The sequence below is a fragment of the Mycobacterium sp. 1423905.2 genome (assembly GCF_001673155.1).
In the GTDB taxonomy this organism is placed as follows: domain Bacteria; phylum Actinomycetota; class Actinomycetes; order Mycobacteriales; family Mycobacteriaceae; genus Mycobacterium.
On sequence record NZ_LZLE01000303.1, the window covers coordinates 17,791 to 43,832 of the forward strand.

The window sequence follows — 26,042 nt, forward strand, 5'->3', positions numbered from 1 at the left end:
AACACCTGCGGCGACGACCGCGTCGTTTCAGTCGTGGCCGGGTCTGCCAAACCTCACGTGCGGGCTTTGCGCTGCGGGTCGAGCTGACGCAGCCGTACCGCGATCAGCACGATCAACACCAGCGCCTGCACCGCGCACGCCGCGGCGGCCAGTACCCAGCTGCCGATCTTGTAGTCCCACAACGGGTCTTGCTCCCCACCCGGAATGGTCCTGCGCAAGTCGTTGAGGTCGACGGTCGACGCGCTCATCGCAAACGCCCACCGCGACGGTGACAACCAGGCCAGCTGTTCCAGCGGGACGCGGCCACGCACGCCGAACATGCCGCCGCACAGCACCAGTTCGGCCATCACCACCAGCACCAGCAGCGGCATGCCGCGGTCGGCGTTGCCGATCAGCGCCGAGATCAGCAGTCCGATCATCATCGAGACGACGGTCACCGCAACCACCGCCACGGCGATTTCCAGGATGGGCCAAGGTAGTACCACCGACTGGTCGGCGGGGGGCAGGAAGGCGGGTCCGAGGAAACCGAGGACCAGCCCCTGCACCGTCGTCAACACGGTGAGGACTGCCAGTTTCGACGCCAGATATGCGCCGCCGGAAAGGCCGATGCCGTGTTCACGGCGATAGATCGCCTGCTCCTTGACGATCTCGCGGATGGAGGCCGCACAGCCCATCAGCGCGCCGCCGATGATCAACAGCACCAGCAATTGCGCGGGCTGCGTCGACTTCTGTTCGATCGCTTTGGTCAGCGAAAGACCCGCCCCACCGGGGACGGCATGAGCGAACAGGCTCAACAGCAGTGGCAGCGCCAGCAGGAACACCGAGTACTGCCGGTCGGCGGCGATGACGGCCAAGTATCGCCGGCACAAGATCGCGAACTGGATGGCTGCGCTCTGCTGTGCTACCGGCTTGGTGGGTGCCGAGTCATGCTGCGGCGCAGGCTGGTTGGGGCGGGGTGCGATCGCCGCGCGTAGTGGTGAGGCGATGAAATTCGCGGTCCAGTCGGTGGTCGTGTCGTGTTCGAGCAGGGTGAACAAGTCCGCGTAGTCGCCGCAGTCGAAGTAACGCAGCGCCTGCTGCGGCGGACCGAAGTAGGCCAGCCGCCCCCCGGGAGCCAGGATCAGCAGCCGGTCGCACATGTTCAAATGGGCGATGTTGTGGGTGACCACCACCACCGAGCGGCCGTCGTCGGCCAGCGTCCGCAAGGTCTGCATCACCGACTTCTCATACCCTGGGTCCAGGCCGGAGGTGGGTTCGTCCAAGAACAACAGCGACGGTTTGGTCAGCAACTCCAGTGCGACGCTGGTGCGCTTGCGTTGTCCACCCGACAGACTGTCGATGCGCTGATCGGCCTGGGTGGCAAGCCCGAGTTCGTCCAATACTTCCTCGATGCGCTGATTGCGCTCTGCGGCCGAAACGTCCTGCGGAAACCGAAGACGCGCAGCATATTTCAGTGCCCGACGCACGGTCAGCGGGGTATGCAGGATGTCATCCTGCGGCACGAAACCGATGCGGTGCCGCAGCTCGGCGTAGTTGTCGTAGAGGTCGCGGTCGTCGTAGCGCACCGTGCCGCTGCCGGCGGGCTGAAATCCGGTCAACGCGCCCAGGAGCGTCGACTTGCCGGCACCGCTCGGGCCCACCACCGCCAGCAGACTCCGTTGCGGCAGAACAAAACTCACCCCTGAGAGCAGCACGCGACCCTGCTTGGTGACGACCCGCAGGTCGGTCGCCTGGTACGACACGTCACCGGTGTCGATGTACTCGACCAGCCGATCACCGGACAGGTGCAACAGTTGATGCCCGATGCCGACGATGTCGTTGCGCCCGATCACCCCCCGGCTGATCCGATTGCCGTTGACATAGGTGCCGTTGGCGCTGTGGTTGTCGACAAGCTCCCAGCGGTCATTCGAGCGTCGCAAGAGGGCGTGCCGACGCGACACCAGCAGGTCGTTGAGTACGACGTGGTTGTCGGGTGCGCGGCCGATCGTGACCACCACCTGGTCGATGGCGTGCACCGCCGAGGGGGAGCGCGAGACCGTCGTTTCGGCCTGACCGTCGGTGGACGGCACCGGCTCGGCCGACGGGGCTATCTCCACCAACTGTCCGGACGACGCCGAACCCAGCAATACCTGGACGGCGCCGCTGATCGGCAGCCGTTCCACCCGCCGGCCGTCGACGAACACGCCGTTGCTGCTGCGATTGACCAACGTCCACCCGTCCGGTGACGGCTCCAACACCGCGTGGTGCCGCGATACCCGCGGGTTGTCCAGACAGATATCGGTTTCGCTGGCCCGGCCGATGGTCCAGGCACGGTCAGCGGTGGTGCGCCAGGACCGACCCGCGGCGCACACCTGTAACCGCGGCGGCTCGGTCGCGTCGTCGGTGCTCACGAGTGCTTGGCCCACCACTTATAGAGCTGGTCGAGGGTGGGTCCCTGCGGGCTGCCCGCCACCAGGGCGTAGACCAGCGTTTGCTCGTTGCTCCACATAACCTGCGGCTCATCGCCTTTGTAGTTGCCGCACGCCAGTTGGCCCAGGACGGTGTTCGGGTCCTGGGTGTGCCACCACGTACCCGGTGAGGCTTTGCCGCCCGGGCAGCCGGCGAGGGTGAAAGTTCCGGTGAAGCTGGTGAACGCTTTCTTCAGCGCCGCTACGTCGGAGTACAAGCCGTACGCCGAGACGCGGGGCCCGTTGACCTCGGTGTTCTGTCCGCAGCTGACCGACACCAACGCACCGGGCATGGGGCGGCTATCCGGTGTGCAACTGCCGGCGGGATAGCCCGACGGCACCAGGCTCAACAGCCGGGCCTGGGCGGCCGAGCCGGTCGACGTCGGCGGGCTCGTGGTCGTGGTGGTTGTCCGGGTGCTGGTTCTGGTCGTCGTGCTGGTGCTCCTGCGACCGCTCGCGTTGTCGTCGCCGCCGTCCTTGGTGGCCGCCCAGATTCCGATCGCTCCGAGAATGAGCACCAGCACCAGCGCGGCGACGACGGTGACGATCAACCACGGGTTGCGGGGTCGCGGCGACGATTGAGGCAAGCCCGGAGGCAAGCCGGGGTTCCAGGCCGGTGGGCCGGCGAAGTGTTGCGGCGGGAGGGCCATCGGGGCCGGCGGTGGTGCCGGCGGACCGGGCGGCGCGGCGGGGTACCTGAGGGGTGCGGGTTGCGGCGGCCGCGGGTGCTGCAGGGTGGCCGGCTCGGCCGGCGGGGCCGGCAGCACGGCTTCCTGGCTACGCCGCAGGATCGTCGCGGCCCGGTTCTGGTCGGGAGCGCTCAGCGCCGCGTGCGCGGCGCGCGTCAGCTCGCCCGCACTGGCGTAGCGGTCGGCGGGCCGTTTGGCCATCCCGCGCGCAACCACCTCGTCGAGCGCGCCGGGGATACCGGAGCGGGCGCCGCTGGGCCGCGGGATGGGTTCCATCATGTGCGCGCTGATGAGTACCCCGGCGCTTTCCGACGAATACGGCGGGGAACCGGTCAGGCACTCGTACAGCACGCAGGCCAACGAATAGATGTCGGCGCGAAAGGTCACCTTGTCGTTCGTAAAGCGTTCCGGCGCCATGTATTTCCAGGTGCCCACCGCGGTCCCCAGTTGGGTCAGTCGCTCGTCTGCGGTGGCACTGGCGATACCGAAATCGACCAGGTAGGCGAAGTCGTCGCGGGTGACCAGGATGTTGGGCGGTTTGATGTCGCGGTGTGTCACCCCGGCTGCGTGCGCGGCGTCCAACGCCGAGGCGACTTGGCTGAGGATGGCCACCGCGCGCGGCGGGGCCAATGGACCGGATTGCTTGAGCATGGCGTCCAGGTCGGTGCCCTCGACCAGGCGCATCTCCAAGAACAGCTGCCCGTCGATTTCGCCGTAGTCGTGAATGGGCACCACATGGGGTTCCTGCAGACGACCGGTGATGCGGGCCTCACGCTTCATCCGTTCCCGAAACACCGGGTCGTTGCTGAACTCTCGGGACAGCAGCTTGACCGCGACCGTCCACCCTTTGCCGGTGTGTTCGGCCTCGTAGACTTCGCCCATGCCGCCGCGGCCCAGCGGCCGTTTGAGGAGGTAGGGGCCGAACATCGACCCTGCCCGCGAGTCGCGTGCCTCACTCACCGCTGATCCTCCCCAGCTAGCCCTGATACCGGCAACGCCCCGCCGGCGGCGGCTAGCACTGTCTCAATCGCGCTGCGCTCCAAACGCTTTCGCGATGCGTAACGTCAGCCGTACTTGCCCCACCAGGCGTGCAGATCCGCCAAGGTGACTGGGTCGCCGAAGGTGTCACTGAGCGTCAATTTGGCCTCATTGCTCCAGACGATGTTCGGATGGCCATGGTAGGTGCCGCAGGCGAGTTGGCCGGCGGTGACATTAGGCGACTTCTCGTAGTGCCAGCCCTCAGGCGATTTACCACCGTCAGGGCAGTCCGACAGCTCGATCTGGCCGATGTCGTTCTTGAAGGCCTGCTGCAACACCTCGACGCTGGGAAACAGCCCGTAGACCGCGTGGTTCGGGCCGCCCTGGTTGGTGTTCTGCCCGCAGCTGACCATGGCCACGGCAGTGGCCCAGACGGTGTCGGGCTTGGGTGTGGTCGGCTTACAGACGCCGGCGGGGTAGCCCACCGGCAGGTTGCTCATCAGCCGACTCTGGGCGTCACCGCCGGGCGTCGTCGAAGACGGCGTGGTGGACGTGACGCTGCTCGGCGTGGTGACCGGCGTAGTGGTGTCCTTGCCGTTGTTGTCGCCGCCGTCGCCCTTAGTGGCCAGCCATATCCCGATACCGGCGGCGACCAGGACGACCACCAGCGCCGCCGCCCCAGCCACGATGGGCCAGGGACTGCGCTTGGGAGCGGGTTGGTTGCTCTGGTTCCACGACGGCGGACCCCCGGGCTGACCGGGCGGCGGCCCACCCCAGCCGCTGCCTTGAAAAAACTGCGGGGTCTGCGTCGGCTGATTCGGGACGGGGCCGCTGGCCCATGCCGGCTGCGCCGGACGCTGCTGCGGGCCGGAACTGAACGGGTCTGCGCCGTACCCGGATTGCTGAGGAGGCGGCGCGGCCATCGGCGGTGTTCCGCTCGGGCGAGCCAGTTGCGGCGCGGCGGCCATGGTGCCGGGCAGCGTCGACTCCTGGCTGCGACGCAAGATGTCCTCGGCGTGGTCCTGATCGGGGTCGCTGAGCGCCTCATGGGCGGCCCGCGCCAAGTCACCGGCACTGGCGAAGCGATCTTCGGGCTTCTTCGCCATGCCCCGCGCGATGACGTTGTCAAACGCCCTCGGGATTCCCGCGCGCACCGTACTGACCTGCGGGACGGGGTCCATCAGATGCGCGGTGACCAAGGTCGTCGCGCTGTCGGCGCGGAAGGGCGGGGTTCCGGTCAGGGCTTCGTACAGCACGCACGCCAGGGCGTAGATGTCTGCCCGGTAGGTCACCTCGTCATTCGAAAATCGTTCCGGCGCCATGTATTTCCACGTCCCGACGGCGGTCCCTAACTGAGTCAGCTTTTCGTCGGTGGTGGCGCTGGCAATGCCGAAGTCCACCAGATAGGCGAAGTCGTCGCGGGTCACCAGGATGTTGGGCGGTTTGACGTCGCGATGCATGACGCCGGCGGCGTGTGCGGCGTCGAGAGCCGAGGCGATCTGGGTGATGATGGCGACCGCCCGGGGCGGGGTGAGCGGTCCGTACCTTTTCAGGACGCTGTCGAGGTCGGTGCCCTCGATCATGCGCATCTCGAGGTACATCTGCCCGTCGATTTCGCCGTAGTCGTGAATGGGCACCACGTGCGGTTCTTGCAGGCGGCCGGCAATGCGAGCCTCGCGCTTCATCCGCTCCCGAAACACCGGGTCCTTGCTGAACTCGGCGGTCATCAGTTTGACCGCGACGGTCCATTCCTTGACGGTGTGTTCGGCCTCGTACACCTCGCCCATTCCGCCGCGGCCGAGCAGCCGTTTGAGGTGGTACGGGCCAAACATCGACCCCACTCGCGAGTCTGGCCCGTCACTCATCGTTTGACCCTCCTCATACCAACCCGAATCCGCCGACACTATCAATCGCCGCAAATGATCGCATCGAACACAACCAACGGGTCCAGCAACCATGACCGTAGCCGGGCCGGTGAGCGCTTGCCAATATGACCGCGCCAAATTCGTCGGATCAGGCCGCTCGCAGCAACTCGGGTAAGCAGCCGATGACGTGGCCGATTATTGCGTTGTGCCGCATGGCGATCGTGTGCCCGAGTCAGTTCAGCCGTGCGCCTCGGCAGTGACTCGGAAGGTGAATTCGTGGTCGCAGATGCGGATATGGTCACCGTCGTTGAGGGTGGCCGCCGCCCGAATGCGTTGGTGCTCCACGTACACGCCGTTGGAGGACCGAAGATCGTTGATGATGTAGTTGGTGCCGGTGTCGACGATGACGGCGTGGTGACGGCTGACGTTGGGGCTGTCCAGGACGATGTCGTTGTCACTGAGGCGCCCGATGCGCGTCGCCGCCTGTCGCAGCGCGTAATCCCCGCCGGTAGCGATGTCGTGCAGGTAGGCGACGACACTCTGGCCGGGGGCCATCGTGCGCAGGTCGAGTGCGGTGACCGTGCCGACGGCGGTGACTTTCGCGTTGTGCTTGGCATCCAACGGTTCCTGCCGCAGGATGCGTTCGTTCAACGTGCGCAGGGTGGGGCCAGGATCGATGCCGAGGTCTTCGGCCAGCGTTGTCTTGACCCGGCGATAGGCGTTCAACGCGTCGGATTGGCGGTCGGTGAGGTAGTAGGCGGTGATCAGTTGCACCCACAGCGGTTCGCGGTACGGATGCTCGACGGTCAGCGCCTCCAACTCGGCGATGACACCTGAAGCGCGCCCGCAGGCGATCTCCGCCTCCGCTTTGGCCGTGTGAACCAGGATCTTGTCCTCGACGAGGGCGGTGGCGAACGAGTTGACGAACTGAAAGTCGCGCAGGTCATCCAGCACCGCACCCCGCCATTCCCGCAGCGCTGCCGACAGATGCCTACTGGCCTCGTCGAACCGGCCGACGGCGGCCGCGTGCGTACCCGCGTTCTTGGCCGCGACGAACCGACCCAGGTCACAGGTCTCGTCGGCGATACTGAGCCGATATCCCGGCGGTGCGGCCGCCAGCACAACACGGGGATCAATTCCCCCGCCGCCGAGCAGTTTTCGCAGATTCGACACATAGGAGTGAATGCTGGCTCGGGCGCCCGCGGGCGGCCACTCCTCCCACAGGGCGGTGATGAGCGCGTCGACCCCTACCGGTCGATTCCGGTTGATGACCAGCATGGCCAGCACCGCCCGCTGTTTGGGCGTGCCCAGAGGCACCAATCTGCCATCAATGGTCATCTCCAGCGGTCCGAGCAATCCGAACTGCAGACGTTTGTCCACCATCGCGCTACCAGCCATTCGGGTCCTCCGCGGCGTCAATTGCCAAGGTGCCAGCAAAGCCATTGTCGGTCATTGTGCTGGCAACGGCGCGGATTGGGTAGCAACTATGTCCCAACGGTTCACCTGCGGGATTCCTTGGTGACGGTCAGGAAGTTGTGGCTGGTGGCCCAGGCCTTGACGAAGACGTCCATCCGTACCTGCTCGTCGCGGCCGTCACGACTGCCGCTGTCGTTGAGGTGCACGATGCCATTTGCGGTGTCGACACCGGTGACGACAACCGCGTGGTCGGCGCGCGGTTTGCCGTCTTTGCCCGTGGTTTCGACCGGCCGATTCCAGATCATCTCGGCGTTCAAACCGACGATGACCGCGTGCCCGCCGCCCAGGTAGTGCTCGAGTGCCTCCATACCGGTGGCCACACCGGTCTGGCCCGCGGCCTCAGCGTCGGTGTTCACAGCGTCAATCCCGTAGTGCGACAGCAGCGTCGGCAGGTCGTCCGGGTCGGTGCCCATACCGGAATTCGGGTCGTTCTTGTCCGCCGGCTTGACGTAGACCGAACCGGGGTGAGTAGTGCTGGGCGTGGACTGGGCCACCTTGATGATTTCGCGTTCCGACGGCAGCTTGCCGGTGATCTGACCGACAACGTCGGCGCTGGACATGATCGCGCAGTCGTCGAAGTTCTGGTGACGCCAGTACTTGGCGACCGCTGTCGGGTCGCCGTACATGGTGCCGCCCGCGGATGCTGCTGCGGGGCTGGCCAATCCGACTGCGATAGCACCGGCGACGGTGGCGAAGATGGCGGTCTTGGCGGCGTTGGCGATCGTGGCCTTCATCGTCGTGTCCTTCTCTCGTTCCGCGGTGCGGAGGGATGTTGAGAAAAGGTTCTGACGGGGGCCTGTTCGTTATCTCAAGGAATTCTTGACGTGACTAATTGCAGGCCCAGGTGTCGATGTAACCGCCGCTGAGCTTGCTCAGCGCGTCCTTCATGGCGGCGCTCAGATCGGCGCCGGTGCCACCCTGGTAAGCGTGGTCCTTGGCGGCGACGGCACCGCAGGCGGTGAATGTGGTCAGCACTTTGCAGTCGGAGTAGCCGCAGGACTTGACGGCCGTCGCTTCGGCGGCCGCTCTGGTCGGGTAGGCGTAGGACCGGCCCCAGGATCCGTTGCCGGAGTAGGCGATTGCGCCGTAGGAGTCCGCGGCATGGGCTGCGGGAGCCAGCGCGACGGCAAGCACGGTGACGCTGGCCACGCGGGCGACGGACATCGCCAAGCGCCGGCGTGTCGTCATCGTCGTCATTGGTAGGTCCTTTCCGTGTGCCGAGCTAGACCGGTTTGGTGGCGGTGACCTGCTTGCCCCAATCGGACATCGTCAACGTCACCGAAGTGTCTGCGGTCGGGACGATCTGGATCTGCACCAGGTGCGACGAGCCGTCCGAAGCGGTCCAAATGGTGGTGGGGACTGTGGTGACGTTCTGATCAGTCAGTCGGGAACCGGCAAGGGTGGCGATGTCGTCGGCCGACGAGTCGCCGGTGATCTTGGTGGTGGCCACGCCGTTCATCTGCTGACTGCCTGCCACTGACCCGTTTTTGAGGTTGGTCAACAGATTGGCCAACCCCTTGTTGGGGTCGAGCAGCACTGACACGTTGTAGATGGAGGCGCCGTTGCCGAAGTCGGTGTACGAGCCGGGTTGACCCAGATCCGAGTAGAGATGGCCGTCGACGAAGACGAATCGGGCGTCTTCGCTGTTGCTGCCGACGAGCAGCGTCGCGACGCCGGTGGCAACGGTTTGCGGCGTGTTGGAGATGTCGCCGTCGAGCTTGGTCACCCGGAGGTTCGCGACGTCGCCCTGCACGGTGAGGTTGACGTGCATCCCGGTGACCTTGCGCATCACGTCGGCGGCCTGCTTGAGCAGCGTCGCTGCCTCCCCACTGGTGGCGGTGGCGGTGGCGCTGGACGACTTGGCGCCCGTCGGCCCCGGGTTGCCGCAACCGGCGACCACACAAACGACAGCAAAGGCGGCCAGGCCGGTCAGGAGGGTTCGAAGCTTCATCGACATCTCCTTAGGTTGGTCGACGAACCCCGAGCTTAGTGAGGTCTCCATTGCCGATCCGGGGCACTCCACGACGCAATGCGGGGATCCCGATACCGGGATCCCCGCACGCTGGTTGGGACGATCAGGTCAACTGGCTGGCGTACTGCGGGCAGTACGCGTTGGTGGCGTTGACGACCAAGTAGGCGGCCTGCTTCGAGGTGAGGTCGGTGTGGTTGAGCACGTCCTTGGCAACTTCGGTGCCGGACTTGCCGCTGGCCAACTCGCTGCAGACGTGATGGCCATCCTGGGCGGCGGCCTGCGGTGAGGAGAAGGTCACCCCGACCGACGCCATCCGGGCGATGAAGGCGTCGTCGGTGGTGCTGGCCCCCGCAGCACCGGCGGTCGCGACGGCGATGCCGACAGCGCCCGCGGCGAGTGCGGTGGTGATGCCTGCGGTGATGCGGGGAGAGAACATTGCCCTGATCCTTTGTTTCGTAGCGTGTCGTTGGACAAGCTCAGGTTCAGGCGGCCCGCTCGGCGGATCCTTGGAAGATTCTTGGCGGCCGGGCTGCAGCCGTTAAGCGCGGGTCATCTCGTAGTAGGCGCCACGGCGGGCCAGCAGTTCGGTGTGACTGCCCTGCTCGACAATCCGGCCGGCCTGCATCACCAAGATACGGTCGGCGTCGTGGATGGTCGAAAGACGGTGCGCGATGACGAAACTCGTTCGGTCTCTACGCAATTCGCACATCGCGCGCTGGATCAGCGCTTCGGTACGGGTGTCGACCGAGCTGGTGGCTTCGTCGAGGATCAGCAACTGCGGTCGGGCCAGAAACGCCCGCGCGATCGTGATCAGCTGTTTTTCTCCGGCGCTGACGTTGCCGCCGTCGCCGCTGATGCGGGTCTGGTAGCCCGCGGGAAGGCTGTGCACGAAGCGGTCGACATAGGCGGCCGTGGCGGCCCGCACGATCTCGTCGTGACTGGCGTCCGGCCGCCCGTAAGCGATGTTCTCTTCGATCGTTCCGTCGAACAACCAGGTGTCTTGCAGCACCATGCCGATTCGAGACCGCACCGCGTGCCTGCTCAGCGACGCGATATCGATGCCGTCGAGCAGGATGCGGCCGGAGTCGACGTCGTAAAAGCGCATGAGCAGGTTCACCAGCGTCGTTTTCCCTACGCCGGTCGGACCCACGATCGCTACCGTGCTGCCCGGTTCGGCTATCAGGGACAGATCCTGGATCACCGGATGCCCAGGGCGATACGAGAAGCTGACGTGTTCGAACTCGACGCGTCCGGCAGTCACCCGGTCCTGCTGCGCCGCCCGCTCGGGGTCGGGGGACTCTTCGGGTTCGTCGAGCAGGTCGAAGACTCGTTCGGCGCTGGCCACTCCCGATTGCAAGGTGTTGTACATCCCGGCGACTTGACCCAGCGGCGTATTGAATTGGCGGACGTACTGGATGAAAGCCTGGATGCCGCCGAGGGTGATCTGGCCGCTGGCGACCTGAAGGCCGCCGATGACGGCGACCGCGACGTAGCCCAGGTTGCCGATAAACGATGTCGCCGGTGCTACCAGGCCGGAGAAGAACTGCGCTCCGAAGCTGGCGCGGTAAACGTCGTCGTTCAGTTTGCCGAACTGCTCTCGGGCCGCCGCCTGGTGGCCGAAGGTCTTGACCACCGTGAACCCGCTGTAGGTCTCTTCGATATGTGCGTTGAGCCGCCCGGTGCTGGCCCAGTGCGCGGCGAACAGCGGTTGGGAGCGACGCGTGATCGCACGGGTCGCCAGCAGCGACAACGGCACCGTCAGCACGGTGATGAGGGCTAACAGAGGCGAAATCCACACCATCATCGCCAGCACCGAGATGACCGTGAGGACGGAGGTGACGAGTTGGCTGATCGTCATCGACAGCGACGACTGCATGTTGTCGATGTCATTGGTGACTCGGCTGAGCAACTCACCACGCTGCCGTCGGTCGAAGGAGGACAGCGGAAGCCGGTGCAATTTGTCCTCGACGTCGGAGCGCAACGCGGTGATGGTCCGCTGCACGACACTGTTGAGCAGTCGGGCCTGCGCCCAAATCAAGCCCGCGGCAATCACATACAACACCAGCGCCAGGGCCAGCGTGCGCAGCACCGCGCCGAAGTCGACGCCGCGGCCGGGCACCACGTTCATGCCGGACAACAAATCGGCGAAGGCGTTGTCGCCGCGAGCGCGAGCGGCGGCGACCGCTTGGGCTTTGGTGATGCCGGGTGGCAGTTGACGACCGATCACGCCGTTGAACAGCAGGTCGGTGGCGTGGCCGAGGATCCGTGGTACGACGACGCCGACCGCGGTGCCGGCAATGCCCAGGATGATGACGGCAAAGCTCAGACGGCGCTGCGGCGCAAGCCGTTTCACCAGTCTGGTCGCCGACCCCCAGAAGTTACGCGACCGCATGTTCGGCGGCGCCGGGGCCGAGCCGCGGGCGCGGGCGGTCATCGGGGCGCTCACCAGGGGCCACCGACGCTGGCGCCCACCGATTGCGACGCGGCGAACTCGGCATAGGTGGGGCACTGGGCGAGCAACGCCTCGTGACTGCCGGCGCCCACCAGCTTTCCGTTGTCGACGACGATCACCTGGTCGGCCTGTGCGGCGGTCGAAATGCGTTGCGTGACAACGATGACGGTGGCGTCCTGGCTGACGGCGCGCAGCGCGGCGCGCACCCGCGCGTCGGTGTGTACGTCGAGGGCCGAGAACGCGTCGTCGATCAGATAGATCCGCGGCCGGCGGATGACGGCTCGGGCGATCGCAAGGCGTTGCCGTTGTCCGCCGGAAACGTTGACGCCGCCTTGGGCGATGGGCATCTGTAACCCGTGGGGGCGCACGAAGTCGTCGGCGGCCGCCACGCGCAGCGCTTCCCACATCTGTTCGTCGGTGGCGTCGTGCTTGCCGTAGCGCAGGTTGTCGGCCACCGTGCCGGAGAACAGGAAGCCGCGTTGAGGGATCAGACCGATCGCCGACCACAACCGCTCGGTGTGGTAGTCACGGACGTCGATGCCGTCGACCAGCACGGCGCCGTCGGTGACGTCGTAGAGCCGGCAGATCAGCGAGATCAGGGTGGACTTGCCGGAGCCGGTGCCGCCCACGATCGCCGTCGTCGTGCCCGGTCGCGCGGTGAACGAGATGTCGTGTAGCACAGAGGCATCGGCGCCTGGGTAGGTGAACGCCACCGCGTGCAGTGCGACGACGCCTTGGATTGCGCCGGACGGATATTTCGGGTCCGGGGGGCTGTTGACGGCGGCCGTGGTGCGCAGTACTTCGGTGATGCGGTCGGCGCAGACCGACGCGCGCGGCAGCACGACCAGCGTCATGGTCGCCATCAGCACCGCCATGAGTATCTGAGCGAAGTAGGACAGGAAGGCGATCAGCGAGCCCACCTGCATCTGCCCGCGATCGATGCGCAGTCCGCCGAACCAGATCAGTGCCACGCTGGAAACGTTGATGGTCAACGTGGTCACCGGCAGCATCAGGGCTTGCCAATTGCCGGCCGTCAGCGCCGTGTTCGACAGCGCGGTGTTGGCCTTGGCGAACTTCTCCTGCTCGAATTGTTCGCGGGTGAAGGCACGGACCACTCGCACGCCGGACAGCTGGTCGCGCAGCACGCGGTTGATGCCGTCGATCAGCCGCTGCATGTTGCGGAACAGCGGCAGCATGTGCGTCATGACCCGGTAGTTGGCCGCGGCCATGACCGGCACGCTCACCAGCAGCAGCCAAGTCAGCGCCGCCTCCTGGTGGAGGGCCATGACCACCCCGCCGACACACATGATGGGCGCGGTGACCAAGACCGTAGCCGTCATCTGCACCAGGAACACGATCTGCCGTACGTCGTTGGTGGTACGGGTTAGCAACGTCGACGCGCCGAAGCGGGCGGTCTCTTGCTCGGAGAAGGTGATGACGTGTTCGAACATTGCGGCGCGCAGGTCGCGCCCGAATCCGGTGCCGGTTCGCGCGCCGAAGTAGGTGGCGCCGACGGCGCAGAGCACTTGGAACCCGGTGACCGCGAGCATCACCACGCCCAGTCGGACGATGGCGGCGGTGTCACCTTTGGCTACGCCGTCATCGATGATCGCCGCGTTGATCGTAGGTAGGTACAGCGATGCCAGGGTGCTGACCAGCTGCAGCACCATCAGCACCGCAACCAGCCGTCGATACGGCCGGATGTACTGGCGCAGCAGTGCCAGGAGCATTGGGTAACTGTCGCACATCGGGCCGTCTCGGTGCCCGGTAGCTCGCGACCGCCGCCGAGTTGGCATCAGGCGCCGAAACGCCTGCTCAGGTGGCGTGTCGGTGGTTGACCCGCAAGGCTGCCGCTACAGTGCATCGTGTGACCAGCAGTAGGAGAGGCAGCCGTGCGGCGTAATGTGACGACGCTGGCCCTGGCCGTGTCGGCGTTGATGGCGTTCAGCCCGGCGGTCGCGGGGTGCTCCAAGTCTGGCGGCGACAATCCCGGGGCGAGTGCCTCGTCCACGGCTAATGGCTCAGAGGGCCGGCACGGCCCGATGTTCCCGCAGTGCGGGGGTGTCAGCGACGAGACGGTCACTCAGCTCACCAAGATCACCGGGCTGATCAATACCGCAAAGAACTCCGTGGGTTGCCAGTGGCTGGCCGGTGGGGGGATCTTGGGTCCGCACTTCTCCTTCTCCTGGTATCGCGGCAGCCCGATCGGGCGCGAGCGCAAGACCGAGGAGCTGTCGCGCGCGAGTGTCGAGGACATCAACATCAACGGCCACGGGGGTTTCATCGCCGTCGGGAACGAGCCCACGCTCGGTGATTCGCTGTGTGAGGTCGGCATTCAATTCCAGGACGACTTCATCGAGTGGTCGATCAGCTTCAGTCAGAAGCCGTTCCCGCCGCCGTGCGACATCGCCAAAGAACTGGCCCGGCAATCGATTGCGAATTCAAAATGAGGCGTGCAGGAGGACGGGTCGTCCTGGTCGGGATCGCGGCACTAATGGCAGTGCTGGTGGTGTTGACCGGGTGTTCGAGGTCGGTTTCGGGCACCGCGGTCAAGGCGGGTGGAGGCGGCGTTCCGCGTAATGACAACTCCGAGAAGCAGTATCCGAACCTGCTCAAGGAGTGCGAGGTGCTGACCACCGACGTGCTGGCCAAGACCGTCGGCGCCGACCCGCAGGACATTCAGAGCACGTTCGTCGGGGCCATTTGCCGGTGGCAGGCGGCGAACCCGGCCGGACTGATCGACATCAGCCGGTTCTGGTTCGAGCAGGGCAGCCTGAGCAACGAGCGCAAGGTGGCGGAGTACCTGAAGTATCAGGTCGAGACCCGCCAGATTCAGGGCATCGACTCGATCGTGATGCGACCCAACGATCCGAACGGCTCATGCGGTGTCGCCAGCGACGCGGCCGGAGTGGTCGGCTGGTGGGTCAACCCTCAGGCACCCGGGATCGACGCCTGCGGCCAAGCGCTCAAGTTGATGGAGCTGACGCTCGCCACCAACGCCTAACGCGGCACGTGGAAGCCGATCAGTGTGGCGCCGCCGGGTTCCAGATCGCCCCACCGGCCGGGCACGCTGAGCACCGCAATGCCCGACGTTGGAAACTTCTCCGAGATCCGTTCTGCCGCTTGGAGGTTCGATCCGTCGCGGCCGCACAGGATGAGCGCTAGCGAGGACGTCGTCGGTTCGTGTCCGACAACGAGCAGGGCCGAGACATCGTCTGCTACCCGGTTGATCTCCTCGATCACCATGCCCGGCGTGGCGCCGTAGAGCCGTTCGGTATACCGCACCGAAGCGTCAACCCCGCTGCGCGCCAATGTTTCTCGGGTACGGGTGGCCGTCGAGCACAGCACGCCATCAATCGGCGGAACGTTGGCGCGCAGCCACTCGCCGGCCAGCCCCGCCTCCCGGATTCCGCGCCCGGCCAACGGCCGCTCATGGTCGGCGACACCGTCCGGATACGCCGACTTGGCGTGCCGCATCAGCACCAGAGTTCGCTGTCCTTCCATCGGCCTCACGTTAATCCACTGTGTGATCTATGCCGCGTCCTCCTCCTCGTCGTCGTCGCCGTCCGCCTCGTCGTCGCCGTCGCAGAGCAGTTTTTCTGGGTGGTGGTAGGTGTTGGTGCGGGGTTGGCCGTAATCGAGGTGGGGTGGGGGGATCCATTCGGTGTCGCCGTGGGTGTTTTGACGGGTGAGGTAGCCCTTTTCGGCCAGGGCGTGGTCGCCGCCACAGGCGAAGGTCAGGTCGTTGATGTCGGTGGTGTGGCATTGGGCATAGGGGGTGACGTGGTGGACTTCACAGTAGTAGCCGGGGACGTCGCAACCGGGGGCGCTGCAGCCACGGACTTTGCTGTACAACACGATTCGTTGCGCGGGGGAGGCGAGGCGTTTGGTGTGGTAGAGCGCTAGGGCTTTGCCGCGCTCGAAGATCGCCAGATAGTGATGGGCGTGGCGGGACAGCCGGATGACATCGGACATGGGCAACAGGGTGCCGCCTCCGGTCAGGCCTTTGCCGGCGGCGGCTTCGAGCTCGCGCAGGGTGGTGGTGACGATGATCGAGGCGGGCAGGCCGTTGTGCTGGCCCAGGTTGCCGCTGCACAGCAGGGCGCGGCAGGCGGCCAAGACACCGTCGTGGTTACGTTGGGCCGCCGAGCGCAGGTCGCCTTTGATGCCTTGCTCGGACGGCGTGCCGCTGACGCACGGTGTTTCGTCGTCGGGGTTGCACATGCCCGGCGCGGCCAACTTGGCCAGCACCGCTTCCAGGGTGGCGCGGGCTTCAGGAGTCAGGTAGCCGCTCAACCGCGACATCCCATCGACGTCTTGCTTGCCCAACATCAGGCCGCGGCGGCGGGCGCGGTCGTCGTCGGTATAGTCCCCGTCGGGGTGTAGGCAGTCCATCAGCCGCTCGGCGAGCTTGGCCAGCTGATCGGGCCGATACTGACCGGCCAGCTGGGCGAGGTGGGCTTCGGCTTTCTCCTCGGTCTCTACATCGACATGGGCGGGCAGCCGGTGGAAGAACTCGCGGATCACCCGCACCTGGCCCTCACCGATGCGGCCCTCGCGTTGGCCGTGGGCGGTGGCGCTCAATCGCGGCGCCAACACCTCCCCGGTCAGCGCGCGCCGCTCACCGAGGTCGGCGGCTTCCCCGATGCGCCGGTTGGCTTCCGCGCGGGTGATCCGCAACCGGGCCGCCAACGCCGCGGGCAACCGACCACCCAGTTCTTCCTCGCTGGCTTGGGCGACAAGCTGGTTGATCAATTCGTGCCGCGCCGCGGGCAACCGGCGCGCCACCCGCTCCACCCGCTCGAGCACCCGCAGCCGCTCGGGGGTGGTCAGCGCATCGAAAGACAACTGACACAAACGATCCACCGCAGCATCGAGCACGCTGAAGACCTCCACAATCTCCTCACGCGTACTCGAACTCATGTTCGAATAATACGTCCGCGGCCCGACAAGACTTGCCGCCCTGAGACCAAAGTGACTAACGGTTCAAAAGATACTCAAGGGATTGTCTGCCTCACCGACGTGCCGATCGGCTTCCCAAGACTTGTCGGTCCCCACTTTTATGCTCGCCATGCCTTGAACGACACGACGTTTCGGAAAGGGGGTCGCCGGCATGAAATTCCTGCATACCGCCGATTGGCAACTGGGTATGACGCGACACTTCCTGGCCGGCGACGCGCAGCCGCGCTACTCGGCGGCCCGCCGCGACGCGGTCGCCGGGCTCGGTGCACTGGCCCGCGAAGTCGGTGCCGAGTTCGTCGTCGTCTCCGGTGACGTTTTCGAACACAACCAACTCGCGCCGCAGGTCGTCAGTCAGTCGCTGGAAGCCATGCGCGCCATAGGCATTCCGGTTTACCTGTTGCCGGGCAACCACGACCCGCTGGACGCGTCTTCGGTTTACACCAACCCCCTGTTCACCGCCGAATGCCCCGACAACGTCGTCGTGCTCGACCGCGCCGGCGTACACGAGGTTCGACCGGGGCTGGAAATCGTCGCTGTACCTTGGCGGTCCAAGGCGCCCACCACCGATCTGGTCGCAGAAGTACTGAAAGACATACGCCCAGACGACGTCACCCGGATACTCGTCGCGCACGGCGGTGTTGACTTGCTGGACCCGGACCCGGACAAGACATCTCTGATCCGCCTCGCCAACGTTGATGCCGCCCTTTGCGCCGGCGCGATTCACTATGTCGCACTAGGGGATAAACACTCACTCACCCAAGTCGGAGGCAGCGGCCGCATCTGGTATTCCGGCTCACCGGAAGTCACGAACTTCGATGACATCGAGGCTGCCCCCGGCCATGTCCTCGTAGTCGACATCGACGAGAGCGATCCGCAACGACCAACCACCGTCGAAGCCCGCCACATTGGGCGCTGGCGGTTTCTGACCCTACACAGGCAGGTCGACGACAACCGCGAGATCGCCGACCTTGACATCAATCTCGACCAACTGGCAGACAAGGAACGCACCGTCGTGCGGCTCGCGCTGACCGGTACGTTGACGGTTACCGACCGCGCCGCCCTCGATGCATGCCTGGACAGGTACGCACGGCTGTTCGCCTGGCTCGGGTTGTGGGAGCGTCACACCCATCTCGCGGTCATGCCTGCCGATGGTGAATTCAGCGATCTCGGCCTGGGGGGCTTCGCCGCCGCAGCTGTGGAGGAGCTGGTCGAGACGGCGCGCACCGGCGACGCCGAGTCCGCTAGCAACGCGCAAGCGGCGCTGGCACTTCTGCTGCGACTCACCGATCGGGGCGCGGCATGAAACTACACCGGCTGACATTGACCAACTACCGCGGCATTGCACACCGCGAGATCGAGTTCCCCGAACAAGGCGTGGTAGTGGTATGCGGCGCCAACGAGATCGGCAAGTCGTCAATGATCGAGGCGCTGGACCTGCTGCTGGAATTCAAGGACCGGTCGACCAAAAAAGAAGTCAAGCAGGTCAAGCCGACCAACGCGGACGCGGGCTCCGAAGTGACCGCCGAAATCAGCAGCGGGCCGTATCGATTCGTCTATCGCAAGCGCTTCCACAAGAAGTATGAGACGGCGCTGACGGTGCTGGCTCCCCGCCGCGAGCAGTTGACCGGCGACGAGGCGCACGACCGGGTCCGCGCGATGTTGGCAGAGACGGTGGACGCCGAGTTGTGGCGGGCCCAACGGGTTCTGCAAGCCGCGTCCACCGCCGCGGTCGACCTCTCGTGCTGCGATGCGTTGTCGCGCGCGCTCGATATCGCCGCCGGAGACGCCGCGACGTTCTCGGGTGCAGAGCCATTACTCATCGAGCGCATCGACGCCGAATATGCGCGCTACTTCACCGCTACCGGGAGGCCGACCGGGGAATGGGCCGCCGCGATCAACCGACTCACTGCCGCGGAGAAGACTGTGTCCGAGTGCGCCGCGGCCGTCGCGGAAGTGGATGACCGGGTGGCTCGTCACGCGGACCTCACCCAACAGGTGGCCGGCCTGTCGCAGCAACTGCATGACGTTGCCCCGAGGCTCGCGGCCGCGCAAGCAGCGGCGGCCGAGATCGCCGCCCTGAACGACAAAGTGCACGACGCAAACCTGATTGCGGCCGCGGCCGCCGCGACCAGCGCCGCCTCCAAGGCCGCGCACGCCGCACGCCTCGCTCTCTGCGCCGAAATCGAAACGCGCACAGCGGCTTTGAAGGCCACTGAAGAAGAATGCACAGCCGCCGCTACCGAGTTGGCAACGGTCACCACCCACGCCCAAGCGTGCGACGGCGCCATGCAGGACGCCGAACGAACCTCGACCGCCGCCCAACAGCGCGTCGAAGCGGCTCGTCACACGCTCGACCAGATCGCCGCCCGCGAGGAGGCCGACCGGTTGACCACCCGCCTCGCCAAGATCGACGAAATCGAACTCGCCCGAACACAAGTAGCCGCCGACCTAGCCGCCATCACCTTGACCGACGAGCTGCTCCGCCGCATCGAAGACGCCGCGGCGGTGGTCGATCGCACCGGCTGCCAGCTCGAACTGCTCTCCGCCGTCGTCGAATTCACCGCGGAGTCCGACATCGAGCTCACCGTTGACGCCGAATGCGTGTCACTGCGATCCGGGGACTCGTGGTCCACCACCGCCACCGGTCCCACCGAGGTCCGAGTGCCCGGCATACTGACTGCTCGCATCACCCCTGGCGTGACCGCGCTGGACATCCGAGCCGAACACGTTGCCGCACAAGACAACCTCACCGCAGTCCTGCAGGCTGCCGCGGTCACCGACCGCGCCGCAGCGCGATCTCTGAACCAGCGGCGCAGGGAACTGGAGGGCATCCGCGACCAACTCGCCGCCACGCTGACCGGCCTGCGCGGCGACGAGCAAGTCGACCAACTCCGAGCCCGACTTGCGCAATTGCAAGCCACTCAACCCGCCGAACCGGACTTGTTCACCACGGACGCCGCCACCGCCCGCGCCGGCCTTGCCGCCGCCGAGGCGGCCCGCAAAGTCGCCGAGAAGGATTGTGAAACCACTCGGCAAAACGCCGCGGCCGCCAGTCGGCGGCTCGCCGAATCGACCACGAAGGCAACAGTTCTGCAGAACACCCTCCAAACCCAACGCGCCGCCTTGGACGCGGACACGACGCGCCTGGCCCACCAGCGGTCAGCGCTCAGCGACGAGGACCTCGCCGCCCAGGCCGAGGCCGACCTACGCGCGATGCAAACCGCCGAACACGAAGTAGCCGAACTCACTGCGACGCTGAACGCTCGGGAGGCGCCCGTGATCACCGCCGAACTCGCCGCTGCCACCCAACTGGCGGAAACGTTAAGCGATCAACACAGCGCCGCCGTTGCCGCGCTGCGCCAGGTCAGTATCGAACTGTCGGTGATCGGCAGCGAAGGCCGGCAAGGCAAACTCGACGCCGCCGAAACCGAACGCGAACATGCGCTCAGCCACCATGGCGGCGTTAGCCGTCGAGCCCAGGCGGCGCAGTTGCTGCGCACGGTGATGGGGCGTCACCGCGACACCACCCGGCAACGCTACGTCGAGCCCTACCGCGCCGAACTGCAGCGCCTCGGCCGCCCGGTGTTCGGACCCACCTTCGAAGTCGACGTCGACAGCGACCTGCGCATCTGCAGCCGCACCATCAACAACGTCACCGTGCCATACGAATCCTTGTCCGGCGGAGCCAAGGAGCAACTCGGCATCTTGGCGCGACTGGCCTGTGCGGCCCTGGTCGCCAAGGAAGACACCGTTCCCGTACTGGTCGACGATGCGCTGGGCTTCACCGATCCCGATCGGCTGGCCAAGATGGGCGAGGTGTTCGACACCGTGGGGGCGCATGGCCAGGTGATCGTCCTGACCTGCAGTCCGTCCCGTTATGACGGCGTGAAGGGAGCACAGCGCATCAACCTGACCGCCTGAGCGACAGCACCCTCACCCACCGATCGTGCCGGTGCGCACCGACGTCGGCACAATGGACCTATGGCGGACCAACAGCGATGACCATGAACGCGATGCGGCGGCGAACGCACCAGAAATTGGCGAAGCTGCCCGGGGTCCGAGCGGTGCGCCGTCCCGTGTCGCCGGACAGTGCCGAGGAATTCGACGTCTATTACGTGCGCACCGGCCGCAAGTCGGCGCACCCGCTGGTCGTGATTCCGGGCGGGCCGGGCATGGCCTCAATATTGGCTTACAAGGGATTCCGCCGCCGAGCCGCAGCGGCCGGTCTGGACGTCCTCATGGTGGAACACCGCGGCATTGGGATGTCGCGGTACGACGACAAAGGCGCCGACCTGTCTCCCGAGGCGATCACCATCAATCAAGCGGTCGACGACATCGCCGCGGTCTTGGCCGACGCCCATGTGGACTCGGCGGTCATCTACGGGATCTCCTACGGCACCTACCTCGCTGCCGTTCTCGGTGTCCGCCACCCCAACCTGGTGCGCGCGATGATCCTCGATGGCACCGTACTGTCCCGTCACGACATCGCCCAAGTACGGGACGCAATTCGTGCGGTATTGCTCAAGGGTGACAGCCCAGAGACCGCAACCTTGGCTCCGAAGGTCCGGCGACTGGTCGAGACGGGAAAGATGACCGCCGCGGACGGCCAGGTCGCCGCCACCGTCTACGGTTATGGCGGCCCCGAACTGCTCGAGCGCCATCTTGATCTCTTACTCGCCGGCCGCACGCTGCTGTGGCGGACGTTGTCGAAGGTCAGCTATGTCGTCACCCGCAAGGTGCCCTACCGCTACGAGACCGACTTGGTCGGCCGCATCGCGTTCCGTGAACTCGATTACGCCGCCGAACCCGACGGTCTGCCCCTCGACCCCGCCGTCGCCATGCGTGAAACACTGGATGTTACAGACGACTTCGTGGCCGAACCCTATGACCTGGTGGACGAGTTGCCCAAGTTCGGCTGGCCCACGGTGATAGTGGCCGGAGGACGCGACCTGGTGACCCCACCCGCGGTGGCCGAACGGGTGGCGTCATTGGTCCCGAACGCCACGCTGCTGAAGCTGCCCACAATGGCGCACAGCGCGCTCGACTTCCGCGAACCTGCCGGACTGCAAATCGCCGCAGCGGTAATTCGCGGCGAGATCGACGGACTGCTGGACCGTATTCCGGCGCTCGATGCGCTGCCGCCACCGCTGCCCATCCGCCTGCTCTGGAAAACGCTCGGCCTGCTCGCCCGGGCCGAACACGCACTGCCAAAACCGAAACTCCCGAAGCTGCCATCGTTACGGCGGCGCGCAGTCAGTCGCGCATGAAACCGATTGCCGTGTAATCCAAGTCCGCCAAGCCCCGCGCGCCGAAATTGGCCAGCGTGCTGCGCACGGCGGTGGTGCCCGGCGACTGAGTTATCGGCAGGCTGAACCCTTCGGCCCACAACTGCCGGTCGACCTCGTTGGCCAAGTCTCGGGCCTTCTCGGGGTCCAGTTCGGCCAGCGTCCGCTGGATCGCGGCGTCGATCTCCGGGCTGCCGATCTTGCCGAAGTTGCTTTCCCCATCGGAGGCGTAGATCTGGGTGAGCCCGGATAGCGGGAACGCGTCACCTTGCCAACTGAACAGGGCAATGTCGAAGGCACCCACATTGACGTAATTGCTGAAAAAGCCGCTGCCCGAACGCGCTTGCAGCTCGAGCTTGACCCCGATTTGGGCCAGACTGTGCTGAGCGATCTGGGTGAACACTTTGGCGTTCGGCGATTCGTAGAACAGGAGGCGGACGACAAGTTGCTGACCGTTGCGCTCCCGGAACTCCCCGTTGCGCAGCCAGCCCAACCGGTCGAGTTCGCTGTTGGCCCGTTGTGGGTCATAAGGGGTGCTGTTGTCGCGGTATCCCTTCTGCCCGGCGACGAAGACGTGATTGTTCAGTGGCGCAGGGTCATCGGTGAGGCCGTGCAGCGCGACCTTGGCGATCGTTCGTCGGTCGATTCCCGCGCAGACAGCCAGCCGCAACTGGGGGTCGGCCAAGATCGAACCCTTCGCGCCGTTCATGGTGAAGTGCGTCCAACTCGGCGCTGGTGCCCGCCGGATGGAGATTCCCTTGGTGCGCTCGGCGATGATGAGTTGGTCCAGGGAGCCGACGCCGGTCGCGTCGATGGCGTTGTTCTGCAGTGCCGGCAGTGACGCGGCTGGGTCGAGCACCAGAAAGGTGATGGAGTCCAGGAGCGGGTGCTTGCCCCACCATGTGGGGTTGCGCTGCAACGTGATTCGCTGCGTGGCCCGGTCCAGTTTAGTCACGATGAACGGGCCGGCCGATGCGCCCGGTCCGGAGAGCCAGCCGGTGTTGAACGCCTCGGGGGTCGCGGTCAGGCTGGCGGGCAGCAACATGCCGTTACCGGCGAACATGCCGCGCCATTCGGCGTAGGGCTTGGCGAACGTCATGACGGCTTGCCGGTCGTCGACGCCCCGGGTCACCGACGCGACCCGCTCGGCGCCGTTGCTGCCGGCGATCTCGAACGCTTTGTCGGCGCCGCTGGTGGCATGGATCTGACTGGCGATGTCTTGCCAGGTGATAGGTGCCCCGTCGGACCACACCGCTTTGGGGTTGATGGTGTAGGTGATGACCTGCGGGTCGGTGCCGGTGAGTTCCACGCTGGTGAAGTAGTCGGTGTTCACCGTCGTCGACCCGTCCGGGCCGATGATGAACGCGCTGGGCAGGGTGGCTTTGAGCATCGACGACGTTTCGGCGCTGTTGCCGTCGATGTGCAAAATGTTGAAGTTGGAGGGAAACTCGCTCAACGCCAGCCGCAGGTTGCCGCCCTCCTGCAGGCTAGCGGGGTTCTGGGGGTTGATGTCGCTGCTGGTGCCGATCGCGCCTTTTCCGGTGGGCGGCGGCACCTGGCTGCCGGCCGAGCATGCCGCCAGCATCAGCGCGGCAACCAGTACGGCGAGGGCGACGCGGACGCGGTTAGTCATGCAGATCCGCCTCCGGTTGCGGCACCGCAGCCAGTAGCCGCCGCGTGTACTCGTGCTGGGGATTGGCGAAGACCTCGTCGCTGTTGCCCTGCTCGACGACCGTGCCGCGCAACATCACCACCACCTGGTGGGCCAGATGCTTGACCACCGAAAGGTCATGGGAGACGAACAGATACGACAGCGAAAAGCGCTCCTGCAGGTCGAGCAGCAGGTTGATGATGCCGGCCTGGATCGAAACGTCCAGCGCGGACACCGGCTCGTCGAGCGCCAAGATCTTGGGCTGCAGTGCCAGCGCCCGCGCGATGCCGATGCGCTGTTTTTGCCCGCCGGAGAATTCGGCCGGATAGCGGCTGGCATCGGCGCGGCGAAGTCCCACGATGCCCAGCAATTCGGCGACCCGCCCCTGCGTATCGCCCTTCGTGAACCCGTTGGCCTGCAACGGTTCGGCGATCAGGTCGAAGACGGGCAGGCGCGGGTCCAGGGACGCCACCGGGTCTTGAAATACCACCTGGATGTCGCGGCGCAGCGCGCGTCGGCTCGCGCGGGTCAAGTCGGCAACGTCAGTGCCGAGCACTTCGATCGAACCGGATTGCGGGACAGCAAGTTCCAAGATCTGATGCAACGTGGTCGACTTACCAGATCCGGACTCCCCGACGATGCCTAACGTGCGGCCTTGCTGTAGTTCGAAACTGATACCGTCGACCGCTCGCACCTCACCGATGCTGCGGCGCAGCACCACGCCTTTGGTCAGCGGGTAGGTCTTGACCAGATCGCGTACCCGCACTACGACGGAGCCATCACTGGGCGCCGACGCGCTGGTGTCGGTATTGACCCCGTAGATGTCGGCGGCGCTGCGTCCGACGACATGTTCGGTGCGGATGCAGGCGGCTCGATGATTCGCGCCGACTTCCAGCAACGCCGGTTCGTCCGCGCGACATTCGTCAATGGCCAGCGGGCAGCGCGGCGCGAACGGGCATTCCCGTGGCAACGCGGTCAACGCCGGCGGCGCCCCGGGAATGGGCACCAGCCGGGTGCCCTGCGCGGCGTCCAACCGGGGAACCGAGCCCAACAGCCCCACGGTGTAAGGCATTTGCCGATCGCGGTAGAGATCGTGCACCTGCGCCGATTCGACCACCCGGCCGGCATACATCACCAGCGCCCGATCGGCGAACTCCGCCACCACACCTAGGTCGTGGGTGATGATCAACACCCCGGCGCCGGTGACGTCGCGCGCGGTCTTGAGCACGTCGAGGATTTGCGCCTGCACGGTGACGTCCAAGGCGGTGGTCGGCTCGTCACAGATCAACAGGTCGGGATCGTTGGCGATCGCGATGGCGATGACCACGCGTTGCCGCTCCCCGCCGCTGAGCTCGTGCGGGAACGCCCGGGCGCGCCGCTCCGGCTGCGAAATACCCACCAGCTCAAGCAGCTCCACCGCGCGAGCACGCGCGGCCTGCTTGCCGACCTTCGGTTGGTGGACTTCGATCGCCTCGGCGATCTGATCACCGACGGTGTACACCGGGGTCAACGCCGACATCGGGTCCTGAAACACCGTGCCGATCACCTTGCCGCGAATCTGCGACATCGCGCCGTCACCCAGTCCGACCAGTTCGGTGCCCTGCACTCGCACCGACCCGCGCACCTGCGCGTAGTCGGGCAGCAGCCCCACCACCGCCATCGCCGCCGCGGACTTACCCGAACCCGACTCGCCCACCATGGCCACCACTTCGCCGGGGTTCACCTGGTAGCTGATGCCGCGGACCGCCGTCACCGGGTCGGCGTCGGTCGGGAAGGTGACGGCCAGATCGGTTACCTCGAGCAACGCGCTCATCGACCACCACGCCGCAACGTCTGGCTGCCCGGATCCAACGCGTCGCGCAGGCCGTCACCGGTGAGGTTGGCGCACACCAGAATCAGCACCAGGACCCCGGCCGGGAACAAGAACACCCACGGGAAGGTCGTGGCGGATTGCGTGCCGTCGGCGATCAACGTACCCAGCGACACGTCGGGCGGTTGCACGCCGAAACCCAAGAAGCTCAATCCGGTTTCGGCCAGAATCGCCGCGGCGATGTTCAACGCGGCGTCGATGATCAGAATCGACGCCACGTTGGGTATCACGTGGCCGACGATGATGCGTCGACTGGTGACGCCCATATATTTTGCCGCGCGGATGAATTCGCGTTCCCGCAAGCTCATCGTCATGCCACGCACCATTCGGGAGCTGATCATCCAACCGAAGCCGGCCAGCAACAGCACCAACGACAAGATGTTCGACGAGTTCTT

At 65.9% G+C, this 26,042-nt stretch carries 20 protein-coding genes; 5 read left to right on the forward strand and 15 right to left on the reverse strand.

What is annotated here, in order from left to right:
* Positions 1–53 precede the first annotated feature (53 nt).
* From A9W95_RS20010 to A9W95_RS20055, 10 genes are all read right to left on the reverse strand, one after another.
* On the reverse strand, positions 54–2,390 hold the full coding sequence (locus A9W95_RS20010) for an FHA domain-containing protein (RefSeq protein WP_067416772.1): 2,337 nt from the start codon (positions 2,388–2,390) through the stop codon (positions 54–56).
* On the reverse strand, positions 2,387–4,096 hold the full coding sequence (locus A9W95_RS20015) for a serine/threonine-protein kinase (RefSeq protein WP_082983218.1): 1,710 nt from the start codon (positions 4,094–4,096) through the stop codon (positions 2,387–2,389). The genes A9W95_RS20010 and A9W95_RS20015 overlap by 4 nt, the downstream gene beginning before the upstream one ends.
* A gap of 104 nt (positions 4,097–4,200) precedes the next feature.
* On the reverse strand, positions 4,201–5,979 hold the full coding sequence (locus A9W95_RS20020) for a serine/threonine-protein kinase (RefSeq protein ID WP_067416774.1): 1,779 nt from the start codon (positions 5,977–5,979) through the stop codon (positions 4,201–4,203).
* A gap of 237 nt (positions 5,980–6,216) precedes the next feature.
* The gene (gene embR / locus A9W95_RS20025; protein WP_067416719.1) at positions 6,217–7,377 is read right to left on the reverse strand and encodes an ATPase/transcriptional regulator EmbR; all 1,161 of its coding nucleotides are present in this window, start codon (positions 7,375–7,377) and stop codon (positions 6,217–6,219) included.
* Positions 7,378–7,478: 101 nt separating this feature from the next.
* The gene (locus A9W95_RS20030) at positions 7,479–8,189 is read right to left on the reverse strand and encodes a C39 family peptidase (RefSeq protein WP_067416722.1); all 711 of its coding nucleotides are present in this window, start codon (positions 8,187–8,189) and stop codon (positions 7,479–7,481) included.
* A gap of 94 nt (positions 8,190–8,283) precedes the next feature.
* Complete coding sequence (locus A9W95_RS20035) at positions 8,284–8,652, reverse strand: DUF4189 domain-containing protein (RefSeq protein ID WP_067416725.1); 369 nt, start codon at positions 8,650–8,652, stop codon at positions 8,284–8,286.
* 25 nt (positions 8,653–8,677) lie between these two features.
* Positions 8,678–9,406 carry an LppX_LprAFG lipoprotein gene (locus A9W95_RS20040; protein WP_253851711.1) on the reverse strand — a complete coding sequence of 243 codons (729 nt, stop codon included), beginning with the start codon at positions 9,404–9,406 and terminating at the stop codon, positions 8,678–8,680.
* Between the two features lie 124 nt (positions 9,407–9,530).
* On the reverse strand, positions 9,531–9,863 hold the full coding sequence (locus tag A9W95_RS20045; protein ID WP_067416730.1) for a DUF732 domain-containing protein: 333 nt from the start codon (positions 9,861–9,863) through the stop codon (positions 9,531–9,533).
* A 102-nt stretch (positions 9,864–9,965) separates the two neighbouring features.
* Positions 9,966–11,873 carry an ABC transporter ATP-binding protein gene (locus tag A9W95_RS20050; RefSeq protein ID WP_156746302.1) on the reverse strand — a complete coding sequence of 636 codons (1,908 nt, stop codon included), beginning with the start codon at positions 11,871–11,873 and terminating at the stop codon, positions 9,966–9,968.
* The gene (locus tag A9W95_RS20055) at positions 11,870–13,609 is read right to left on the reverse strand and encodes an ABC transporter ATP-binding protein (RefSeq protein WP_067416732.1); all 1,740 of its coding nucleotides are present in this window, start codon (positions 13,607–13,609) and stop codon (positions 11,870–11,872) included. Before A9W95_RS20055 ends, A9W95_RS20050 begins: the two co-directional genes overlap by 4 nt.
* Before the next feature lie 162 nt (positions 13,610–13,771).
* Between A9W95_RS20055 and A9W95_RS20060 the strand changes: the two genes are divergently transcribed.
* Entirely contained in the window at positions 13,772–14,329 is a 558-nt protein-coding gene (locus tag A9W95_RS20060; RefSeq protein ID WP_067416735.1) for a DUF3558 domain-containing protein, read from the forward strand.
* On the forward strand, positions 14,326–14,883 hold the full coding sequence (locus A9W95_RS20065) for a DUF3558 domain-containing protein (protein WP_067416740.1): 558 nt from the start codon (positions 14,326–14,328) through the stop codon (positions 14,881–14,883). The genes A9W95_RS20060 and A9W95_RS20065 overlap by 4 nt, the downstream gene beginning before the upstream one ends.
* On the opposite strand, the gene A9W95_RS20070 is transcribed toward A9W95_RS20065, so the two are convergent.
* Both A9W95_RS20070 and A9W95_RS20075 read right to left on the reverse strand, forming a co-directional pair.
* The gene (locus A9W95_RS20070; RefSeq protein WP_067416743.1) at positions 14,880–15,383 is read right to left on the reverse strand and encodes a histidine phosphatase family protein; all 504 of its coding nucleotides are present in this window, start codon (positions 15,381–15,383) and stop codon (positions 14,880–14,882) included. The genes A9W95_RS20065 and A9W95_RS20070 overlap by 4 nt on opposite strands.
* Positions 15,384–15,410: 27 nt before the next feature.
* Positions 15,411–16,802, reverse strand: a complete 1,392-nt coding sequence (locus tag A9W95_RS20075) for an HNH endonuclease signature motif containing protein (protein WP_067416748.1) — start codon at positions 16,800–16,802, stop codon at positions 15,411–15,413.
* Between the two features lie 190 nt (positions 16,803–16,992).
* On the opposite strand from A9W95_RS20075, the gene A9W95_RS20080 reads away from it, so the two are divergent.
* From A9W95_RS20080 to A9W95_RS20090, 3 genes are all read left to right on the forward strand, one after another.
* Positions 16,993–18,144 carry an exonuclease SbcCD subunit D gene (locus A9W95_RS20080; protein WP_067416752.1) on the forward strand — a complete coding sequence of 384 codons (1,152 nt, stop codon included), beginning with the start codon at positions 16,993–16,995 and terminating at the stop codon, positions 18,142–18,144.
* The gene (locus A9W95_RS20085; protein ID WP_067416755.1) at positions 18,141–20,762 is read left to right on the forward strand and encodes an AAA family ATPase; all 2,622 of its coding nucleotides are present in this window, start codon (positions 18,141–18,143) and stop codon (positions 20,760–20,762) included. The genes A9W95_RS20080 and A9W95_RS20085 overlap by 4 nt, the downstream gene beginning before the upstream one ends.
* 77 nt (positions 20,763–20,839) lie before the next feature.
* Positions 20,840–22,108, forward strand: a complete 1,269-nt coding sequence (locus A9W95_RS20090) for an alpha/beta hydrolase (RefSeq protein ID WP_067416757.1) — start codon at positions 20,840–20,842, stop codon at positions 22,106–22,108.
* Here the strand turns inward: A9W95_RS20090 and A9W95_RS20095 are convergent.
* From A9W95_RS20095 to A9W95_RS20105, 3 genes are all read right to left on the reverse strand, one after another.
* On the reverse strand, positions 22,095–23,759 hold the full coding sequence (locus tag A9W95_RS20095) for an ABC transporter family substrate-binding protein (protein ID WP_067416761.1): 1,665 nt from the start codon (positions 23,757–23,759) through the stop codon (positions 22,095–22,097). The genes A9W95_RS20090 and A9W95_RS20095 overlap by 14 nt on opposite strands.
* Positions 23,752–25,590, reverse strand: a complete 1,839-nt coding sequence (locus A9W95_RS20100) for an ABC transporter ATP-binding protein (protein ID WP_067416763.1) — start codon at positions 25,588–25,590, stop codon at positions 23,752–23,754. Before A9W95_RS20100 ends, A9W95_RS20095 begins: the two co-directional genes overlap by 8 nt.
* A partial coding sequence (locus A9W95_RS20105; RefSeq protein WP_082983219.1) for an ABC transporter permease occupies positions 25,587–26,042 on the reverse strand: 456 nt, incomplete at its 5' end. The genes A9W95_RS20105 and A9W95_RS20100, both read right to left, overlap by 4 nt.